Source organism: Bradyrhizobium sp. CCGUVB4N (assembly GCF_024199945.1).
Taxonomy (GTDB): Bacteria; Pseudomonadota; Alphaproteobacteria; order Rhizobiales; family Xanthobacteraceae; genus Bradyrhizobium.
Map to the genome: position 1 here is coordinate 6,809,172 of NZ_JANADP010000001.1, position 16,380 is coordinate 6,825,551.

16 protein-coding genes are annotated in these 16,380 nt (G+C 63.0%); 4 read left to right on the plus strand and 12 right to left on the minus strand.

Going from position 1 to position 16,380, the window contains the following annotated elements:
* Positions 1 to 2: 2 nt before the first annotated feature.
* The 12 genes from NLM31_RS31565 to NLM31_RS31620 all read right to left on the minus strand — a co-directional run bounded on the left by NLM31_RS31565 (position 3) and on the right by NLM31_RS31620 (position 12,453).
* Positions 3 to 743 (minus strand): ABC transporter ATP-binding protein, encoded by a 741-nt coding sequence (locus NLM31_RS31565; protein WP_254194849.1) that lies wholly within the window; start codon positions 741 to 743, stop codon positions 3 to 5.
* Positions 736 to 1,506: an ABC transporter ATP-binding protein gene (locus NLM31_RS31570; RefSeq protein ID WP_254133047.1), complete on the minus strand. Its 771-nt coding sequence runs from the start codon at positions 1,504 to 1,506 to the stop codon at positions 736 to 738. The genes NLM31_RS31565 and NLM31_RS31570 overlap by 8 nt, the downstream gene beginning before the upstream one ends.
* Positions 1,503 to 2,489, minus strand: a complete 987-nt coding sequence (locus NLM31_RS31575) for a branched-chain amino acid ABC transporter permease (protein ID WP_375167559.1) — start codon at positions 2,487 to 2,489, stop codon at positions 1,503 to 1,505. Before NLM31_RS31575 ends, NLM31_RS31570 begins: the two co-directional genes overlap by 4 nt.
* Before the next feature lie 43 nt (positions 2,490 to 2,532).
* Entirely contained in the window at positions 2,533 to 3,405 is an 873-nt protein-coding gene (locus tag NLM31_RS31580) for a branched-chain amino acid ABC transporter permease (protein ID WP_254133049.1), read from the minus strand.
* A 20-nt stretch (positions 3,406 to 3,425) separates the two neighbouring features.
* Entirely contained in the window at positions 3,426 to 4,610 is a 1,185-nt protein-coding gene (locus NLM31_RS31585; protein ID WP_254194851.1) for an ABC transporter substrate-binding protein, read from the minus strand.
* Positions 4,611 to 4,815: 205 nt separating this feature from the next.
* Positions 4,816 to 6,297: an aldehyde dehydrogenase gene (locus tag NLM31_RS31590; protein WP_254194852.1), complete on the minus strand. Its 1,482-nt coding sequence runs from the start codon at positions 6,295 to 6,297 to the stop codon at positions 4,816 to 4,818.
* 290 nt (positions 6,298 to 6,587) lie between these two features.
* Complete coding sequence (locus NLM31_RS31595; protein WP_254194853.1) at positions 6,588 to 7,166, minus strand: histidine phosphatase family protein; 579 nt, start codon at positions 7,164 to 7,166, stop codon at positions 6,588 to 6,590.
* 57 nt (positions 7,167 to 7,223) lie between these two features.
* Entirely contained in the window at positions 7,224 to 8,303 is a 1,080-nt protein-coding gene (locus tag NLM31_RS31600) for an ABC transporter ATP-binding protein (RefSeq protein WP_254194854.1), read from the minus strand.
* Positions 8,304 to 8,311: 8 nt separating this feature from the next.
* The gene (locus NLM31_RS31605; protein WP_254133054.1) at positions 8,312 to 9,145 is read right to left on the minus strand and encodes a carbohydrate ABC transporter permease; all 834 of its coding nucleotides are present in this window, start codon (positions 9,143 to 9,145) and stop codon (positions 8,312 to 8,314) included.
* A 13-nt stretch (positions 9,146 to 9,158) separates the two neighbouring features.
* The gene (locus tag NLM31_RS31610; RefSeq protein WP_375167560.1) at positions 9,159 to 10,076 is read right to left on the minus strand and encodes a carbohydrate ABC transporter permease; all 918 of its coding nucleotides are present in this window, start codon (positions 10,074 to 10,076) and stop codon (positions 9,159 to 9,161) included.
* Positions 10,077 to 10,247: 171 nt separating this feature from the next.
* A complete protein-coding gene (locus NLM31_RS31615) occupies positions 10,248 to 11,510 on the minus strand; it encodes an ABC transporter substrate-binding protein (protein ID WP_254194856.1) in 1,263 nt (420 codons plus the stop codon).
* A gap of 1 nt (position 11,511) precedes the next feature.
* Positions 11,512 to 12,453, minus strand: coding sequence for an N-acetylmuramic acid 6-phosphate etherase (locus tag NLM31_RS31620; RefSeq protein WP_254194857.1), 942 nt, complete (start codon positions 12,451 to 12,453; stop codon positions 11,512 to 11,514).
* A 93-nt stretch (positions 12,454 to 12,546) separates the two neighbouring features.
* Between NLM31_RS31620 and NLM31_RS31625 the strand changes: the two genes are divergently transcribed.
* The 4 genes from NLM31_RS31625 to nagA are packed head-to-tail and all read left to right on the plus strand — an operon-like array spanning position 12,547 to position 16,335.
* Positions 12,547 to 13,425, plus strand: a complete 879-nt coding sequence (locus tag NLM31_RS31625) for a BadF/BadG/BcrA/BcrD ATPase family protein (protein ID WP_254194858.1) — start codon at positions 12,547 to 12,549, stop codon at positions 13,423 to 13,425.
* Positions 13,416 to 14,171 carry a GntR family transcriptional regulator gene (locus NLM31_RS31630; protein WP_254133059.1) on the plus strand — a complete coding sequence of 252 codons (756 nt, stop codon included), beginning with the start codon at positions 13,416 to 13,418 and terminating at the stop codon, positions 14,169 to 14,171. Before NLM31_RS31625 ends, NLM31_RS31630 begins: the two co-directional genes overlap by 10 nt.
* Complete coding sequence (locus tag NLM31_RS31635) at positions 14,168 to 15,193, plus strand: SIS domain-containing protein (protein WP_254194859.1); 1,026 nt, start codon at positions 14,168 to 14,170, stop codon at positions 15,191 to 15,193. Before NLM31_RS31630 ends, NLM31_RS31635 begins: the two co-directional genes overlap by 4 nt.
* Positions 15,193 to 16,335 (plus strand): N-acetylglucosamine-6-phosphate deacetylase, encoded by a 1,143-nt coding sequence (gene nagA / locus NLM31_RS31640; RefSeq protein ID WP_254194860.1) that lies wholly within the window; start codon positions 15,193 to 15,195, stop codon positions 16,333 to 16,335. The genes NLM31_RS31635 and nagA overlap by 1 nt, the downstream gene beginning before the upstream one ends.
* The last annotated feature ends 45 nt before the right edge of the window (positions 16,336 to 16,380 follow it).

Consider the following 16,380-nt stretch of genomic DNA (forward strand, 5'->3'; position numbering starts at 1 on the left):
TGTCAGTGCTCGACGTCGGTCTCGCCGCGCATGCGGCCGGTGAGGAACAGCTCGCCGAGCTCGTCGTGGGTGATGTCTGCGGGCCGCCCGTCCCAGATCACTTTGCCGAGCCGCAGGATGACGGCGCGCTGGGCGACCTGCATGGCCTTTTTGGTGTTCTGCTCGACCAGCAGGATGGTCTGGCCGGCCGCGTTGATACGCAGCAGCTCGTCGAACACGACGCCGATCGCAGTCGGCGACAGGCCGACCGAGGGTTCGTCGACCAGCAGGATCTTTGGCCGCTGCAACACAGCCATTGCGACCTCGAGCAATTGCTGCTCGCCGCCGGACATGTTGCCCGCCAGCGTGTTGCGGCGTGTCTTCAGGATCGGGAACAAGTCGTAGACATAGTCGCGCTCCGCCTTCACGTTCCTGTCGCGCAGCGTGTAGGCGGCCATCTGCAGATTCTCGTCGACCGTCATCACCGGAAAGTTGCAACGGCCCTGCGGCACCCAGGAGATGCCTTCGGCCAGGATTGCGCGGGACTTGAAGGCTGAAATGTCCTTGCCCCGCCAGTTGATGCTGCCGCCCTTGGCGGTCGTCATGCCGTAAAGCGTCTTGAGCAGCGTCGATTTGCCTGCCCCATTCGGACCCATCAGCGCAACGAACTGCCCCTGCGGCACATCGAGATCGACGCCGTTGAGGATATCGAGCGAGCCGTAGCCCGCGCGCAGTCCCTTGATCGAAAGAGAGGGTTCAGCCACCGAGATAGGCCTCCCGCACCGCCTGATTCTGGACGATCTCGTCCGGTGTTCCCTCAGCGAGCTTGCGCCCCTGGTCGAGCACGACCACGCGCCGGCACAGGCTGGTGACCACGTCGATGTTGTGCTCGATGATCAGGAAGCTGACGCCGAACGAGGTGTTGGCAAGACGAATGCTCTCGACCACACGTTCGATCAGCTTCGGATTGATGCCCGCCATGGGCTCGTCGAGCAGGATGAGCTTCGGCTCCGGCATCAGCATGGAAGCAAACTGGATCAGCTTCTGTTGTCCGCCCGAAAGCTTTCCCGCGGGCTGGAAGCGCACGTCCCAGAGGCCGGCGATCTTGATCAGCTCGCGCGCCCGTTCCCGCAGGGCTTTAATGCGATTGCGCGCGGCGGCGCCGATCCCGAAGGTCGACAGGATTCCAGGGAAGGTAAACATCTGGCCGGCGATGACGAGGTTCTCCTCGATATCGAGCGCAGAGAACACCACCGTCTTCTGGAACGAGCGCAGCATGCGTCCTTCCCGCGCAATGTCGTTGAGCGACCAGCCGGTGATGTCCTGGCCATCGAGCTTCACAGCACCTGCGCTGGGCTTCGCAAGCCCGGTCACGCAATCGAAGAAAGTCGACTTTCCGGAACCATTTGGTCCGATCAGCCCGCAGATCTCGCCGCGGTTGACGTGCAGGTCGACACCGTCGACCGCGCGCACCGCGCCGTAGGATTTGCAGAGCCCGGAGATGTCGAGAATCGGCAGCCCGCTCATTTGCGCCTCTCGAGGAATGACCAGAAGCGGCCGATCAGCGGCGCGAAACCGTTCGGGAAATAGAAGACGAGGGCGAGCAGGAAGAAGCCGTAGGCGATCATGCGCAGTTCCGGCGCGACGCGCAGGGCTTCGGTGAGACCGACGAACAGCAGGCTGCCGAAGATGACGCCCGAGATGGTGCCTGCGCCGCCGCCGAGCACGATGATCAACATCGTGGTCGAATAATACATCTGGAAGGTCAGCGGGCTCACCACCGTGAGGTAATGCGCATAGAGGCTGCCGCCGAGCCCGGCAAACGCGGCGCTGATCATGAACACGATGAGCTTGTAGTACCAGGTGGGGATACCCACGGATTCAGCCAGCGTCTCGTTTTCGCGGATGGCGATCATGTTGCGCCCCGCGGGCGAACGCACGATCAGATAGATCGTCAGGGTCGCCAGCGCCGCGATCGCGAGCACCAGATAATAGAAACCGACGGTGCCGGAGACCGTGAATGAAGCCGGCCCCAACGCAAAGTAGGGCTTCGGTATAGCGGCCAGGCCCATGTCGCCACGCGTCAGGCTGATCCAGTTTTTCGCAATCGCCTGCCCGATGATCACGAAGCCGAGCGTGCACATCACGAACGAGGTCGAGCGCAGGCGCAAAGCGGGAATTCCGAGCGGAAGCGCGATCGCACCGGCGATGAGCCCGGCGGCGAGGAAATTCAGATAGAACGGCGTACCGAAATGCACCGCCAGCAGCGCCGATGCATAAGCCCCGATGCCGAAGAACGCTGCCTGCGCCAACGACAGCAGCCCGGTGTATCCGAGCAGCAGATTGAGACCATGAGCCGGCAGCAGGAAGATCAACGCGATGATGATTGCATGCAGCGGGTAGTTCCCGAGGAACAGCGGTGCCAGGCACGCCAGCGCCGCCAGCGCAAGGCCGAACGCGACGCGCAGATCCGTTCCGGTCTTCGCCACTGGGCTTTCTGCCGGTGTCATGGTCTGGTCTCGGACAATCTCGGTCAATGTCACATCCCAGCGATCAAAAGCGCGCCTGCGCGGAGAACAGCCCGTGCGGACGCCACATCAGCACCAGCATCAGGGTTGCAAAGCCGACGGTGTCGCGGAACTGCAACCCGACATAGGTCGCGACCAGGCTCTCGGCGATGCCGAGGATCATCGCCGCGACGAAGGTGCCACGGACATTGCCCAGCCCGCCCATGATGATGATCGGCAGCGTCTTGAAGGTGATGAGCTCGCCCATGCCGCCGTAGACACTGACGTTGACGGGCGCGGTCAGCACACCTGACAGCCCGGCAAGGCCGGCGCCGAGGATGAAGGTCCACAGCGCGATGTGGCGGACGTCGATGCCGACCACCGCACAGCACTCGATATTCTGCGAGACCGCGCGCATCGCCTTGCCCATGCGACTGTAGGTGACCATCAGTTCGAGGCCGACGAACACGATGAGGCCGACAATGATGATGAGGATGCGCTGCTCGGCCAGCGTGAAGCCAAACAGCGTCACCGGCTCGATATAGCCGCCGGAGAAGAACTTGTAGCTGCCACCGAACACCAGGATGACGGTATTCTGGAGGATCAGCGCGACGCCGAGGGTCGCGAGCACCCCGGCCTCGGCTGGCGCTCCCACGATCCGCTGCATCACGAGATTGCCGACGACGACGGCGATCAATGCCGTCGCCACCACGCCGATCACGATCGCCACCGGATAGGGCAGGTCGAAATAGTCGATCGCGAACCAGGCGCCGAAGGTCCCCAGCATGTAGTATTCGCCATGGGCGAAATTGATGGCGCGCAACACGCCGAAGATCATCGTCATGCCAACGGCAACGATCGCGTAGACTGATCCGGAGACGATCCCGTTAACGACCTGCTCGATGACCGTGTAGAACATATGAGTCTCGTTGCTTTGCCTTACTTCGGATAGTCGATCTCGGCCGAGTAGGCTCCCTTGATCGCGGGCTTGCCGTGCTCGATCTCCAGCAGGATCATCGGCAAGCGGGCCTGATTGTGATCGTCGAACGTCACCTCGCCAACTGCGCTATCGTAGTGGATGGCGGAGAGTGCGGCGCGGACCTTCTCGCGGTCGACGCTCTGGGCCTGCTCGATCGCCTTGGCCAGCAGATGCACCGTCTCCCAATGCACATAGGCGTGATTGTTTGGTGCCTCGCCGTACTCGGCGATGAACTTCTCCACGAAGGCCTTGCTCTTCGGGGAGTCGTACGCCGGAAGCCAGGCCGCCGCCTCGATGGCTCCTTCGAGCGCCTTCGGTGCCGCCTTGATCGAGCTTGCCGTATTGAACTCGGCATTGCCGATCAGCGGAATCTTGCCGGCGATCCCGACCTCGATCATCTGTCGACCGACGATGGGCGTCGAATCTGCATTGCCATACATGATGATGGCCTGGGCGCCGGAATCGCGGATCTTGGAAAGCACGCTGCGGAAATCGACTTCACCTTCCTTATAGTAATCCTCGGTCAGGATCTGGCTGTTGAAGCGAGGCAGGTACTTCTTGGTGAAGGCGATGGCCGCGCGCCCATAGTCGGTGTCGACGGAGAGGACGGCGTATTTGGTAAAGCCCTTCTTCTCGGCGGCGTATTGCAGCACGATCAGCGCGCGGTTCTCGTCGGTCGGATAGTTGCGGAAGGTCCATTTGAAGCCGCCGACACCGGCCTTGTACGTGATCATGGGGTTGGACGACGCCGCATTGAGGAGCAGCACACCCGCGTCCTCGGCAACCGGCTGCATGGCGAGCGTGACCGAGCTCGAGACGTCGCCGATGATGTAGTCGACCTGGTTCTGGTCGATCAGGCGCCGGGTCGCCGAAACGCCCTCGACCGGCGTCCCCTGGCTGTCCGCGGGCATGACGTTGATCTTGCGGCCCCCAACACCTCCGGCTGCGTTGATCTCTTTCGCCGCCATCTCGGCGCCGCGCAGCGAAAAAGCGCCATATCTGGCATTCGGACCGCTCATCGGCGCGACGAGGCCAAGCTTGACCGTGCCATCCTCAGTCCGGGCGAAGGCAATGGAGGAAGCGGATTGCAGTCCAATCAGGGCGGTCCCGATGCAGAATCCCCGTCGGCTCAACTCAATCGTCATTTCCCCGCTCCATTGCTGCTGCAAATCTATGCGCCTGACCACTCCGCCGCTTTTGCGATCTTGCTCTTGGAATTTTTTGCTGCGGCCGACGGTAAAAAATAGATTTGCAGCTGCGGGCGGGGGAAGCACGACTGCGGTCTGCCGCCATAGCGAATTCTTATGGCGGGATCCACGCGCGCGTGCCGCGAGCCGGCGACCGTCCGGATCAATCCAGCTTGATCCAGACCCCCTTCGTGTTCAGGTACTCGTCGAGCTGCTCGGTACCGCCTTCTCGGCCATATCCGCTCATCTTGTAACCGCCGAAGGGCAAGGCAGGGTCGATGGCGTGATAGGTGTTTACCCAGACCGATCCGGCGCGCAGACTGCGCGAGATGATGTGGGCCTTGCTCACATCACGCGTGAACAGACCCGCCGCGAGCCCATATGGCGTCGCATTGGCACGCGTCACGGCTTCATCCAGCGTGTCGAACGGCAAAGCGGAAATGACCGGACCGAAGATTTCGTCACGGGCGATCTGCATGTTGTCGGAGACGCCGGCGAACACGGTCGGCTCGACGAAATTGCCCTTCGCAAGCGCGCCCTCTTTCAGTCTTCGGCCCCCGGCCACGAGCTTCGCACCCTCGTCGCGCCCGCTCCGCAGGAATCCTTCGACCTTGTCGAGCTGTCGCTCGGACACGATCGGTCCGATCTCGGTTGTGGGATCGGCGCCATCGCCGATCTTCAGGGCCGAAGCAAACTTGCCGAGCCGTTCGACCAGCTCGTCGTGGATCGATCGTTCGACGAACAAACGGGAGCCGGCGATACAGATCTGGCCCGAATTGGCGAATGCGGCCATCGCGGCAATCGGCACAGCTTTGTCGAGATCCGCGTCGGCACAGACGATGACCGGCGACTTTCCACCGAGCTCGAGCGCCACCCGCTTGAGGTTGCCGGCCGAGGCGCGAACGATGGCCTGTCCTGTAGCTGTCGAGCCAGTGAAGACGATCTTGTCGACCCCGGAATGTTCAGCCAGCGGCGCACCCGCCTCCTGTCCGGTCCCGGTCACGACGTTGACCACGCCGGGCGGCACACCCGCCTCGTTCATCAGATCCGCGATCAGCAGTGGCGTCAGCGGCGCCTCTTCGGAGGGCTTGAGCACGATGGTGCAGCCGGTCGCGAGCGCAGGGCCGATCTTCCACACAGATGCCGCCGTGGGTGCGTTCCACGGGATGATGGCGCCAATGACGCCCACCGGCTCCTTTCGCGTGAAGGAGACGATGTCACCCGGAAGCGAATTGTCGATTGTCTGGCCGTGGATCGCGGTGGCCATGCCGGCGTAATATCGGAGCATGCCGAGCACGCGAAGCTTGTTCGCCCGCGTCCTGACGATCGGCATGCCCATGTCAGTCGTGTCGGACTGGCTGATCTCCTCCCAGTGCTTCTCGAAGAGGTCGGCGATCCGCAGCAGCAGCGCTTGCCGCTCGAACGGCTTGAAGCGGCTCCACGGGCCATCAAACGCCCGACGGGCCGCGGTGACGGCAAGGCCGATATCGGCCGCGTCGCCACGCGGCACGCGACCGATCACCTCGCCTGTCGCAGGGTTGCGCGTCTCGAAGACCTTCCCCGAGCGGGCTTCTACCCATGCGCCATCGATGAACATCTTGCGGGTTCGGCCGTCGATCGGAAATCGAATCTCGGCTTTTGTCATTGGTCTGCTCCTGTCTCGACGGAGGCGGTTGCAAGATGCTCGCCTTCGTTTGATGCCGTGCCTTCATTGCAACGTTTCTTCGCCTCGGAAGCTCACGGATGCAACCCTCTCGACGCCCTCGCGAGAGACGATGTGGCGTGCCTGATCGCAGCAAGATCGTCACCGCCGCCGCGCGTCGCGGTCTGGCGTCGTCCGAACGCGTCGGAGACAAAGCCTGCGGCTGATGCGCCCAGCGCCAATGGCTCGGGAACTCCTACGGATCGTCCAATCGGGATTGCTCTTCGCGAAAATCACAGCTCTTCGAGGCGACGCCACGCATGCAGCACGCGACGATCATGCAGTCGAAACGCGAAGAAGCAACCGCCGCCAGCGGGTTGGTCATGGGCGCGAGCAATCGCAAAACCGGAATAATGGCAGTATAGGAGAGTACCAACGCCACCGTGGCCGACAAGGAGCACATCACCCGGCCTGTCGTGCGCCAATACGCGCTCTACCTCCTGGACAATGCGCAACTGGGCGTCAATCGCTCGTTCCCAGCCACGAACGCTGATGCGGGGGTGCCCGAAGAACTGATTGGCCACTGCCTCGAACTCGTCGGGGACGAGGAAGCCCGTGGCCGATCGGTCGTTCTCATGCATCGCCTCGCACACCTCTACGTCAACGCCCAGCTTTGCGGCAATGATCTCAGCCGTCTCGATCGCCTTCCGCTCTCCGCTGGAGATGACCCGCGTGGTACCCGACAGCGATCCGGTGATCGTCACGGCTTCTGTACGCGCCTTCCCAACCGCACTCAGACCCCAGCGCGGAACGGGGATCGACGGATCGATATTCACCTGAGGATGGGTCAGATAGCGTACGACATTTGTCATGATTGAACGATCGCGCCATCGAGCCTGCTTGCAACCGGAGTCGCACCGTTAGTCGATCTATGTGGCAACGCGCAACCCGGAAGCATCAAAGACGTGCACGTCGGAAGTCGCCGCAACGACCGTCACCGTTTCGCCTGGCGCCGGCGTCTGGCGGCCGCGGATCTCGACAACGAACATCCTGCCGTCGACGCGGCGCACATAGGCGAACGAGGCCTCGCCAAGCCGTTCGACCAGCTCGACGATGCCCTCGGCGACGAATCCGCCGTCGGTGCCCCGGACAAGATGCTCCGGACGGACGCCGACCGTCAGCGTGTCGCCGACTTTCAATGAGGGCGCCGGCAAATCGAAGTTGCGAAAGCCGGGTCCAGTCACACGTGCGCATCCACCCTCCACACTGCCAACCTTGGCCTCGAAGAAATTCATCGCAGGCGAGCCGATGAAGCCCGCAACGAACAGATTGGCGGGCGCATAGTAGAGATCCAGCGGCCTGCCGACCTGCTCGATGCAACCCTTGTTCATCACGACGATCCGATCGGCGAGTGTCATCGCCTCGACCTGATCGTGCGTGACATAGACGATGGTGGATTTCAGCAGCCTGTGCAAATTCGCGATCTCAACGCGCGTCGAGACGCGCAGGGACGCATCGAGATTGGAGAGCGGCTCATCGAACAGGAAAACGGCCGGCTCGCGCACGATCGCGCGACCGATCGCGACGCGTTGTCGCTGGCCGCCGGAGAGATCGCGTGGATAGCGCTCGAGCAGCTCATCGAGTCGCAGCATGCGGGCCGCCTCCGAGACACGCCGATCGCGCTCAGCGGGCGGGACTCCGGTGAACTTCAACCCAAACGTCATGTTCTTGCGTACGTTCATGTGTGGATAGAGCGCGTAGGACTGAAACACCATGGCGATGCCACGCTCGGCAGGCGCGAGCGTATTGACGAGCTTGCCGGCAATATGGATGTCGCCGCCCGATGCACCGTCGAGCCCGGCAATCATGCGCAGCAGCGTCGACTTGCCACAACCTGAAGGGCCGACGAGAACGACAAATTCACCATCCTCGATGCTGAGGTTGACATCGTTGAGCACTGTCGTCGCGCCATAACGCTTGTTGAGGTGCTCGATGCGCAGATTGGCCATTTGACAACCTATTTGACTGCGCCGGAGGTGAGGCCTGCGATGAGTTGGCGCGAGAGGATCACGTAGATGATGACGACAGGCAGGATCGCCATCGACAGCGCGGCGAGCACGGAATTCCAGTCGGTGATGTATTGGCCGAGAAACTGCTGCACGCCGAGCGTCACCGTATGGGTCGAATCGCTCGACGTCAGAATCAATGGAAACCAGAGGTCGTTCCAGATCGGCACGATGGTGAAGACGGCCACCGTCGCGATCGCCGGGCGCAGCAGAGGCAGGACCACCTCGAAGAAGATGCGGGTTTCCGGCACGCCGTCGCAGCGTGCCGCGTCGCGCAGGTCCTTGGGGATCTGCTGAACGAACTCGCTCAGGATGAAGATCGACATCGGCAGCCCCTGCGCGACATAGACGAGGATCAAGGCCGTCAGCGTGTCGTTGAGGCCGGCGGACCGCATCATATTGAGGATCGCGACGGACCCGAGCCGGATCGGAACCATGATGCCGATCGACAGAAACAGTGCCAGCGCCGTCGAACCGCGAAAGCGGTATTCGGTCAGCGCCCAGGCCGCCATCGCGCCGAACAGCAGCACGAGCCCCATGCTGACGAGGGTCACGATCAGCGAATTCGAATAGTAGGTCAGGATATGGGAGGAGCGAAAAACCTTCTCATAGCCGACGAGGCTGAAAGTCGTGGCGTCCGGCGGCGCAAGCGGGCTGCCGAAGATGGCGCTGCGCACCTTGAACGAATTCATGACCACGAGCAGGATTGGACCGACCGCCAGCAGGCTATAGGCGATCAGGACGAGATGAACGCTCAGGCTCCTTGCGCGCTGCTCCGCCGTCATCCCGCCACCCCTTTCAGAATGCGTAACGGCGGATGCGCCGCTGCACGAAGAAGAGATAGAGGCAGAGGCCGACGAGGATGACAAGGAACATGACGGTCGCGACCGCGGAGCCCATGGTCGGATTGCCGAGCTGCAGCTGATTGCCGAAGAAGGTGCGGTAGAAGAAGGTGCCGAGAATGTCGGTCGCGAAATTCGGCCCCGCAAGCGCGCCCTTGATTGAATAGATCAGGTCGAACGCGTTGAAGTTGGCAACGAAGGTCAAGACCGAGACCAGGCTGATCGTCGGCAGGACCAGCGGAAGCTTGATGTGGAAGAAGATACGGAAATGTCCGAGCCCGTCGACGCGTGCCGCGTCGATCAATTCTTCGGGGATGTTGAGCAGGGCGGCATAGATCAGCATCATCGGGATGCCGACAAATTGCCAGACGGAAATGAGGGACAGCGTCACGAGCGCGCTCGATTCGAGCCCCAACCAGGGAGCAAACAGCGAGCCCAGACCCACGGCCTTCAAGGCGCCGGCAGCGACGCCCCATAGCGGGGAAAGGATCAGGTTCCAGGAGAAGCCGACGATGACAACCGAAAGCATCGTGGGCAGAAACATGACTGTGCGATAAAATCCCTTGAGCCTCAGACCCGGCAGGCTCAGCAATCCAGCGAGCGCGATACCGACTGGATTCTGCACGCACATGTGCACGGCGAAGAAGATCAGATTGTTTCCGAAGGCATTCCAGAATGGCTTCGACCAGAGCGCATCGCCGAGCAGCGTCGCGAAATTGGCGAGCCCAACGAAAGACCGGGCTCCCGACGGATCGCTCGTATAGGTGGAGAGCGTCATCGTCGCAACGAGCGGATAGATCGAGAATAGAGTATAGATCGCAACCGCCGGCCCGAGAAAGAACAGCAGAAGACCCGCGAGTTTTGCGCGAGGCATCTGGGCAGTGATGTTCGAAACGGATTCGGGCATGACGGGAAGAGATTGAACCTAGCGTGCGTTATCGTCCCTCTCCGCGCCTGCGGCTAGTGCCGCGAGTCGGCGGAGTATGTAGGTAGGATCGAACAAGGAAAATCCCTCTCCCCGCAAGCGCGGAGAGAGGGACTGGCTTCACTTGGCAGGCTTGTACCACTTGTCGAGGCCGTCCTGCAGTTGCTTGCCGGCAGCATCAGGCGTCAGCTTGCCGTTCACGACCTGCGCCGACACGTTCCAGAGCTCGTTTTCCAGGTTTGGCGTACCGCGAGACAGGATCTGATACGAGTTGCGGATCGTCGACTTGCAGGTCTGGCGCCAGCCGACCATCGTCGCCGCGACGTCGTCATCGACCTTCACCGGCGTCTTGGCGAGAGGAAAGAAACCGGGAAGCGCGTTGGCGTAGATCGTTGCGAACTCCGGCGTCGTCAGCCATTCCAGGAACTTCTTCGCATCTTCCTTGTTCTTCGAAGCTGCGTTGACACCCATCGCGATGTCGGTGTGATCGGAGATATAGCAATCCGCCGTGCCGGCCGGCCGCGGCGGCGGGAATGCCCCCATGGCAAACTTCGCCTGGCCGCGGAATGTCGAGATGTCCCACGAGCCAGCCGCATAGATTGCGCCCTTGCCGAGCGAGAACAGGTTCTGGCTGTCAGCGTAGGTCTGCGCCTGGAAACCCGATCCAAGATACGGTGCCCAGCTCGCGATCTCTTTGAAGGCGGCAACGTATTGCGGATCGGTGAGCTTCTCCTTGCCGGCAATCAGATTGGCGCGACCCGCCTCGCCCTTCCAATAGTCCGGACCGACATTCTGGAATCCCATGGTCGCGGCCTCCCATTGATCAGCCGTGCCCATCACCAGCGGGACATAGGTCCCGTCCTTCTTGAATTTCTCGAGCACGGCGTGGAATTCGTCGAGCGTCTTCGGTTCGGACACGCCGAGTTTGGCGAATGCTTCCTTGTTGTAGATAAACCCTGCGATTACCGAGGCCATCGGAACACAGAAGGTGGTCTTGCCATCGTCGGTCTGCCACGCGGCCTTCGCGACATCAGAGAAATTGTCCATGCCCTTGATGCCGTCGACTGCGTCGAGCTGATGCTTTTGATAGAGCGCGAGCGAGGCGTCGAACGGACGGCAGGTAATCAGGTCGCCGGCGGTGCCGCCATCGAGCCGCGCATTGAGAGCGGCGTTGTATTCCTTGGGCGCGGACGGCGCGAATTCGATCTTGATGTCGGGATAGTGTTTGTTGAAGGCGGGAATGATCTTCGAATTCCAGATATCGGCGTCGTCGTTACGCCAGCTCTCGATCTTCAATGAGCCTGCCTGGGCCGACGCCAGCCCCGCGAGCAACGCCAACGCGGCAACCTCAGCTCCCAATGCGGCCTTGAATGTCCGTCTCATGCTACGCTCCCTTGTTCGGGCCTTCGCCCTCGATTTCGTTGACCTTTGCGCGGCGCAACGCGTCGTCTATGCGGCCTTCCGCAGCAGCGAGCCAGTTGACGGCTTCGCTCATGCTGGCGATGCCGTGGGCAATCAGCACCGCTGGCTTGACATCGCCGCCGGCCTCAAGCAACGCCGCGGCCGCTTTGGCATCGCTGACACCAGCGATCGATGCCACGATCCCGCGCGCCCGTTCCCGCAACTTCGCATTATCGGCCTTCAGGTTGACCATCAGCCCCTGGTGGATGTGACCGAGCTCGAGTCCCATCAATGATGAGAGCATGCCGAGCGCGGCCTTTTGCGCGGCTCCGGCCGCGAGCCGCGTCGAGCCGCGCAGCGCCTCCTCCCCGCTTTCGAGCAGGATCGAGGCGTCGGCGCCTGTGAGCAACGGAGAGGCAGGATGGTGCGCAATGCCGACCACGAAGGCGCCGCGCCTGCGCGCCGCTGCGGCCGCGGCGACGGTGAACGGCGTCGAGCCGCTTGCCGAGACGGCGATCACCGCGTCGCGGGAGAGATCGCCAAGCTCGGTCATGGACCTCTCGCCGGCTACAGCATCATCCTCCGCCGCGCCGTCGATGCGAAATGGCTCAGTGGTCCCGCCGGGCAGGACAATTGCGATGCGGCTCGGGTCAAGGCCGAACGTACCGGGAAGCTCGGCAGCATCCGCGGCCGCCGCAAGGCCCGAAGACCCCGCACCGGCAAAGACCAGACGCCCGCCGGCCCGCCAAATGGCGGCGAGCCGAAGTGCCGCTGTGCGAATGTCCTTTGAAGCAACCGCAACCGAAGCAATCGCCCGGCGGTAGGAGGCAAGCATCGCGTCTGCAAACACCGCTTCATCGGTCGTCACGATGTCAGCGGTGTCGCCGCACCTCTCTCCCGTCTCCGCACTCGGCAGTACCAGCATCGTGAATACCAATGGTAGATACCTCTTGTATTCGTTTTAGCCACGTGACATACCACTTGTCTAGAGGCGTTAAGAATATTTTTAGGAGGCTCCTTGGCGACAGCCCGGTTCTTTCTCGGAGTAGACGGCGGCGCCACCCGTTGCCGCGCGAGACTGCGGGATTCGTCAGGCCAAGAGCTCGGGCGCGGGCTCGGGCCGGCTTCGAACATCTATCTCGACTTCGACGAGGCGATGCGCGTCGTGCGCGAAACCATCGAATCCGCGATCAGTGCCGGCGCGCCAAGGCAGGAGATCGCAGTCGGCCTTAGTCTTGCTGGGCTTTCGGACGACAGGGAGGCAGCGCGCGTCTCCGCCGCCCTGCCCGGCTTTGCCCGCATCGTCGCTGTCAACGACGCTGTCGCCGCCTGCGTCGGTGCGAACGGCCTCGGCGACGGCGGCCTCATCATCGCCGGCACGGGCTCGGCGGGCATCGCTCGCGTGGGAGCTCGAACGACCATCATTGGCGGACGCGGTTTCTGGCTCGGCGATGACGGATCTGCCGCACGCCTCGGCGAGTCGGCGTTGCGCGCGACGCTGCGTGCGATTGATGGCCTCGAGCCGATGAGCGGGCTCGCGCAAGCGCTCGGGCGTCATTTCGATGACAATCCGTTACGGATGAGCCGCTGGGCAGCGGACGCGAGACCCAGAGACTACGGCGCCTTTGCACCCCAGATCCTGGACGTCGCCAGATCCGGAGACATGCGCGCGCGCGAAATTGTCGGCGAGGCAGCCAGTGCGATCGCGACGCTTGCAAACGCGCTGACGGCGCTCGGCGCGCAGCGCATTGCGCTTGCCGGCGGCTTCGGTGAGCCCTTGCGGCCCTTCTTGCCGCCTGATGTGGCCAAGCGCCTCGCGCCGCCGCGGCGCGACGCAGTCGATGGCGCAATCCTGCTCGCCGGTGGAACGCTCGCGGAGGACCCGCAATGTCCATGACGGTCGAGACGGCGCCAGGCCAGAAACTCTATCGGGCCGTGGTCGACGCGCTTCGGCGCGAGATCGAGACCGGACGGTTCGCGGAGACGCAATTGCTTCCGGCCGAGCGCATACTGTGCGAGCTGCTCGAGGTATCGCGCACCACGTTGCGCAAGGCGATTGCCGATTTGATCGCCGAAGGCGTGCTGTTTCACCGTCATGGCGCCGGCACCTTCATCCATCGTGCAACGCCGCGCGTCGAACAGCCCTCCTCGCGTCTGACGAGCTTCACGGAAGACATGCGGCTGCGCGGATTGGAGGCGAGCTCACGCGAGCTCGAGCGCGGCGTGTTCCTGCCGACGCCGGAAGAGGCCATGATGCTTGGCGTACGGCCGAACGAACGGGTGTTCCGACTGGGACGCTTGCGCCTAGCCGACGGTTCGCCCATGGCCATCGAGCGCGCCGCCGTGCCGATAGGTTTTCTTCCTGAACAGGAGTCAGTCGGCGATTCGCTTTACGAGGCGCTCTCCGCGAACGGCTTCAAGCCGACCCGGGGCCTGCAGCGATTACGTGCGACTCTCCTCGATCATACGGATGCCGAACTGCTCGGCGTCGCACCGAACAGCCCGGCGCTCTATATCCAGCGTATCGCCTATCTCGCCGACGGATCCTGCGTCGAGTTCACGAAATCCTGGTACCGCGCCGATGCCTATGATTTCGTCTCTGAACTCACGCTGTCACCACCGGCCCGAAAGTCGCAGCGATGACGACCCTCATGTTTCAGGAGATCGGCGAGTCGGGCGATGCGGTCGCGCGGCAGCTCAGCGAGAATGCGGAGCCGCTTGCTAGACTGGGAGCGCGCCTGCGCACCCTCGACCCGCCCCTCGTCGCAACCATCGCCCGCGGCTCGTCGGATTGCTGCGCGCTCTATCTGAAATACCTCGTCGAAATCGTTTCGGGCGTACCCTGTGCCTCCATCGGCCCCTCCATCGCGACACTCTATCGTACGCCGATGCGGCTCGAAGGCGGCGTTTCCGTCGCAATCTCGCAATCGGGACGCAGCCCGGATATCGTCGAAATGCAGCGCGCCGCACGACGCGGCGGTGCGCTGGCCGTCGCACTGGTCAACGACATAGACTCTCCATTGGCGCGAGAGGCCGAACTGCTGCTGCCATTGGGCGCAGGCACGGAACGTTCCGTCGCCGCGACCAAATCGATGATTGCAGGTCTTGTCGCGGGCGCGAGCCTTGTCGCGGCCTGGCGCGAGGACCTGCAACTCGCAGACGCCCTCGCCGCCTTGCCGGGCGTTCTGCGCGGTCAAGAGACGGCGCCCCCCGCGGCGATGCTCGAGAGGCTCGCAAATGCCCGCAGCGCTTTTGTGCTCGGTCGCGGTGCCACGCTTGCGATCGCCGCGGAGGCGGCGCTGAAGCTCAAGGAAACCTGCGCGATTCACGCCGAGGCTTATTCCGCAGCCGAGGTGCTGCATGGCCCGGCCGAACTCGTCGCCCCGGGCTTCCCCGTCATCGCCTTCCTGCCGTCCGACGCGGCGCGCGAAGGCATGCTGCCGACGCTCACGGCGCTGACCAAGGCCGGCGCAACGGTGATTGCAATCGAAGCGGGCGGCGTCGATGAGGAGGATCGTCTCGCGACGGCAAAGGTCGAGGCAACGCTCCTGGAGCCCATCGTCATGATCCACCGCTTCTACCGCCTTGCCGAGGCGCTTGCGCTCCGGCTCGGGCGCGATCCCGACCGCCCGCGCAATTTGCGCAAGGTGACGGAGACTGTTTGATGATCGTTCTGTCCGGCGCGCGGATTTTTGATGGCGAACGTTTTCTCGATGACCACGTGGTCGTCATCGAAGGCGCCCGCATCGCCGCAATCGTGCCCCATGCCGATAGGCCTCACGGCGAGTTGCACGATCTCGGCGGCGGCCTGCTTGCGCCCGGCTACATCGATGTGCAGGTCAATGGCGGCGGCGGAATCCTGTTCAACGACGATCCAACGCCTGAGGGCATCGCTCAAATCGCCGCAGCGCATCGCAAGTACGGCACCGTTGGGTTGTTACCGACGCTGGTGACCGATACGCCGCAGGTGATGGCAGCGGCCATTGCCGCGACGCGCGAGGCGCGACAACGGACTCCGGCGACGCTCGGCATCCATCTGGAAGGCCCGTTCCTGGATCCGCTCCGCAAGGGCGCACACGAGCTCGGTTATATCCGCGATCTCGAGCCGAGCGACATCGCGACGATCGCCGAGGCGAATTGTGGCGCCGTCATCCTGACGCTCGCGCCTAACAGGGTCGGAGCAGCGGACATTGCCAAACTCGCGCAGCATGGCGTGCTGATTTCGCTTGGCCACTCCAATGCAAGCTACGCGGAGGCTTGCGCGGCCGTCAAATCCGGCGCACGGGCGTTCACCCATCTCTTCAATGCGATGAGCGCGCCCGCCGGACGCGAGCCAGGCATGGTCGGCGCGGCGCTCGATCTCGACGAGGCTTTCGTTGGAATCATCGCGGACGGTCATCATGTCCACGAGGCAAATTTGCGTATCGCCTTCGCCGCCAAGCGGCATGACCGCTTCATGCTGATTACGGACGCAATGCCACCGGCGGCCGGCGGGCCGGATCAGTTCGACTTACAGGGCCGCCGCGTCACTCGTAAAGACGGCTACCTGCGGCTCGAGGATGGAACGCTCGCGGGCTCCGTTCTGACCATGGACGAAGCTGTACGCTACGCGGTCAACGACGTGCGGCTCGATCTCGCTGACGCCCTTGCAATGGCGTCCCGCATTCCGGCGACGTTTCTCCGGCGCGACAGGGACCTTGGCCGCATCGCGCCAGGCTATCTCGCGAGCCTCGTACATCTCGGTGACGATTTGCGCGTGCTCGAAACCTGGATCGAGGGCCGGCCGAGTGCCGACGACGACTCCTAGCGCGACGAGCCGGCAACCAACATCTGACCGAGAGACCGATTGAGC

What these genes read in the sequence shown, in the direction of transcription:
- NLM31_RS31615 (WP_254194856.1), bottom strand. Translation starts at nt 11,510, where the DNA reads ATGAGACGGACATTCAAGGCCGCATTGGGAGCTGAGGTTGCCGCGTTG.
- nagA (WP_254194860.1), top strand. Translation starts at nt 15,193, where the DNA reads ATGATCGTTCTGTCCGGCGCGCGGATTTTTGATGGCGAACGTTTTCTC.
- NLM31_RS31600 (WP_254194854.1), bottom strand. Translation starts at nt 8,303, where the DNA reads ATGGCCAATCTGCGCATCGAGCACCTCAACAAGCGTTATGGCGCGACG.
- NLM31_RS31630 (WP_254133059.1), top strand. Translation starts at nt 13,416, where the DNA reads ATGTCCATGACGGTCGAGACGGCGCCAGGCCAGAAACTCTATCGGGCC.
- NLM31_RS31590 (WP_254194852.1), bottom strand. Translation starts at nt 6,297, where the DNA reads ATGACAAAAGCCGAGATTCGATTTCCGATCGACGGCCGAACCCGCAAG.
- NLM31_RS31620 (WP_254194857.1), bottom strand. Translation starts at nt 12,453, where the DNA reads ATGCTGGTACTGCCGAGTGCGGAGACGGGAGAGAGGTGCGGCGACACC.
- NLM31_RS31635 (WP_254194859.1), top strand. Translation starts at nt 14,168, where the DNA reads ATGACGACCCTCATGTTTCAGGAGATCGGCGAGTCGGGCGATGCGGTC.
- NLM31_RS31605 (WP_254133054.1), bottom strand. Translation starts at nt 9,145, where the DNA reads ATGACGGCGGAGCAGCGCGCAAGGAGCCTGAGCGTTCATCTCGTCCTG.
- NLM31_RS31580 (WP_254133049.1), bottom strand. Translation starts at nt 3,405, where the DNA reads ATGTTCTACACGGTCATCGAGCAGGTCGTTAACGGGATCGTCTCCGGA.
- NLM31_RS31585 (WP_254194851.1), bottom strand. Translation starts at nt 4,610, where the DNA reads ATGACGATTGAGTTGAGCCGACGGGGATTCTGCATCGGGACCGCCCTG.
- NLM31_RS31595 (WP_254194853.1), bottom strand. Translation starts at nt 7,166, where the DNA reads ATGACAAATGTCGTACGCTATCTGACCCATCCTCAGGTGAATATCGAT.
- NLM31_RS31570 (WP_254133047.1), bottom strand. Translation starts at nt 1,506, where the DNA reads ATGAGCGGGCTGCCGATTCTCGACATCTCCGGGCTCTGCAAATCCTAC.
- NLM31_RS31610 (WP_375167560.1), bottom strand. Translation starts at nt 10,076, where the DNA reads ATGCCTCGCGCAAAACTCGCGGGTCTTCTGCTGTTCTTTCTCGGGCCG.
- NLM31_RS31575 (WP_375167559.1), bottom strand. Translation starts at nt 2,489, where the DNA reads ATGACACCGGCAGAAAGCCCAGTGGCGAAGACCGGAACGGATCTGCGC.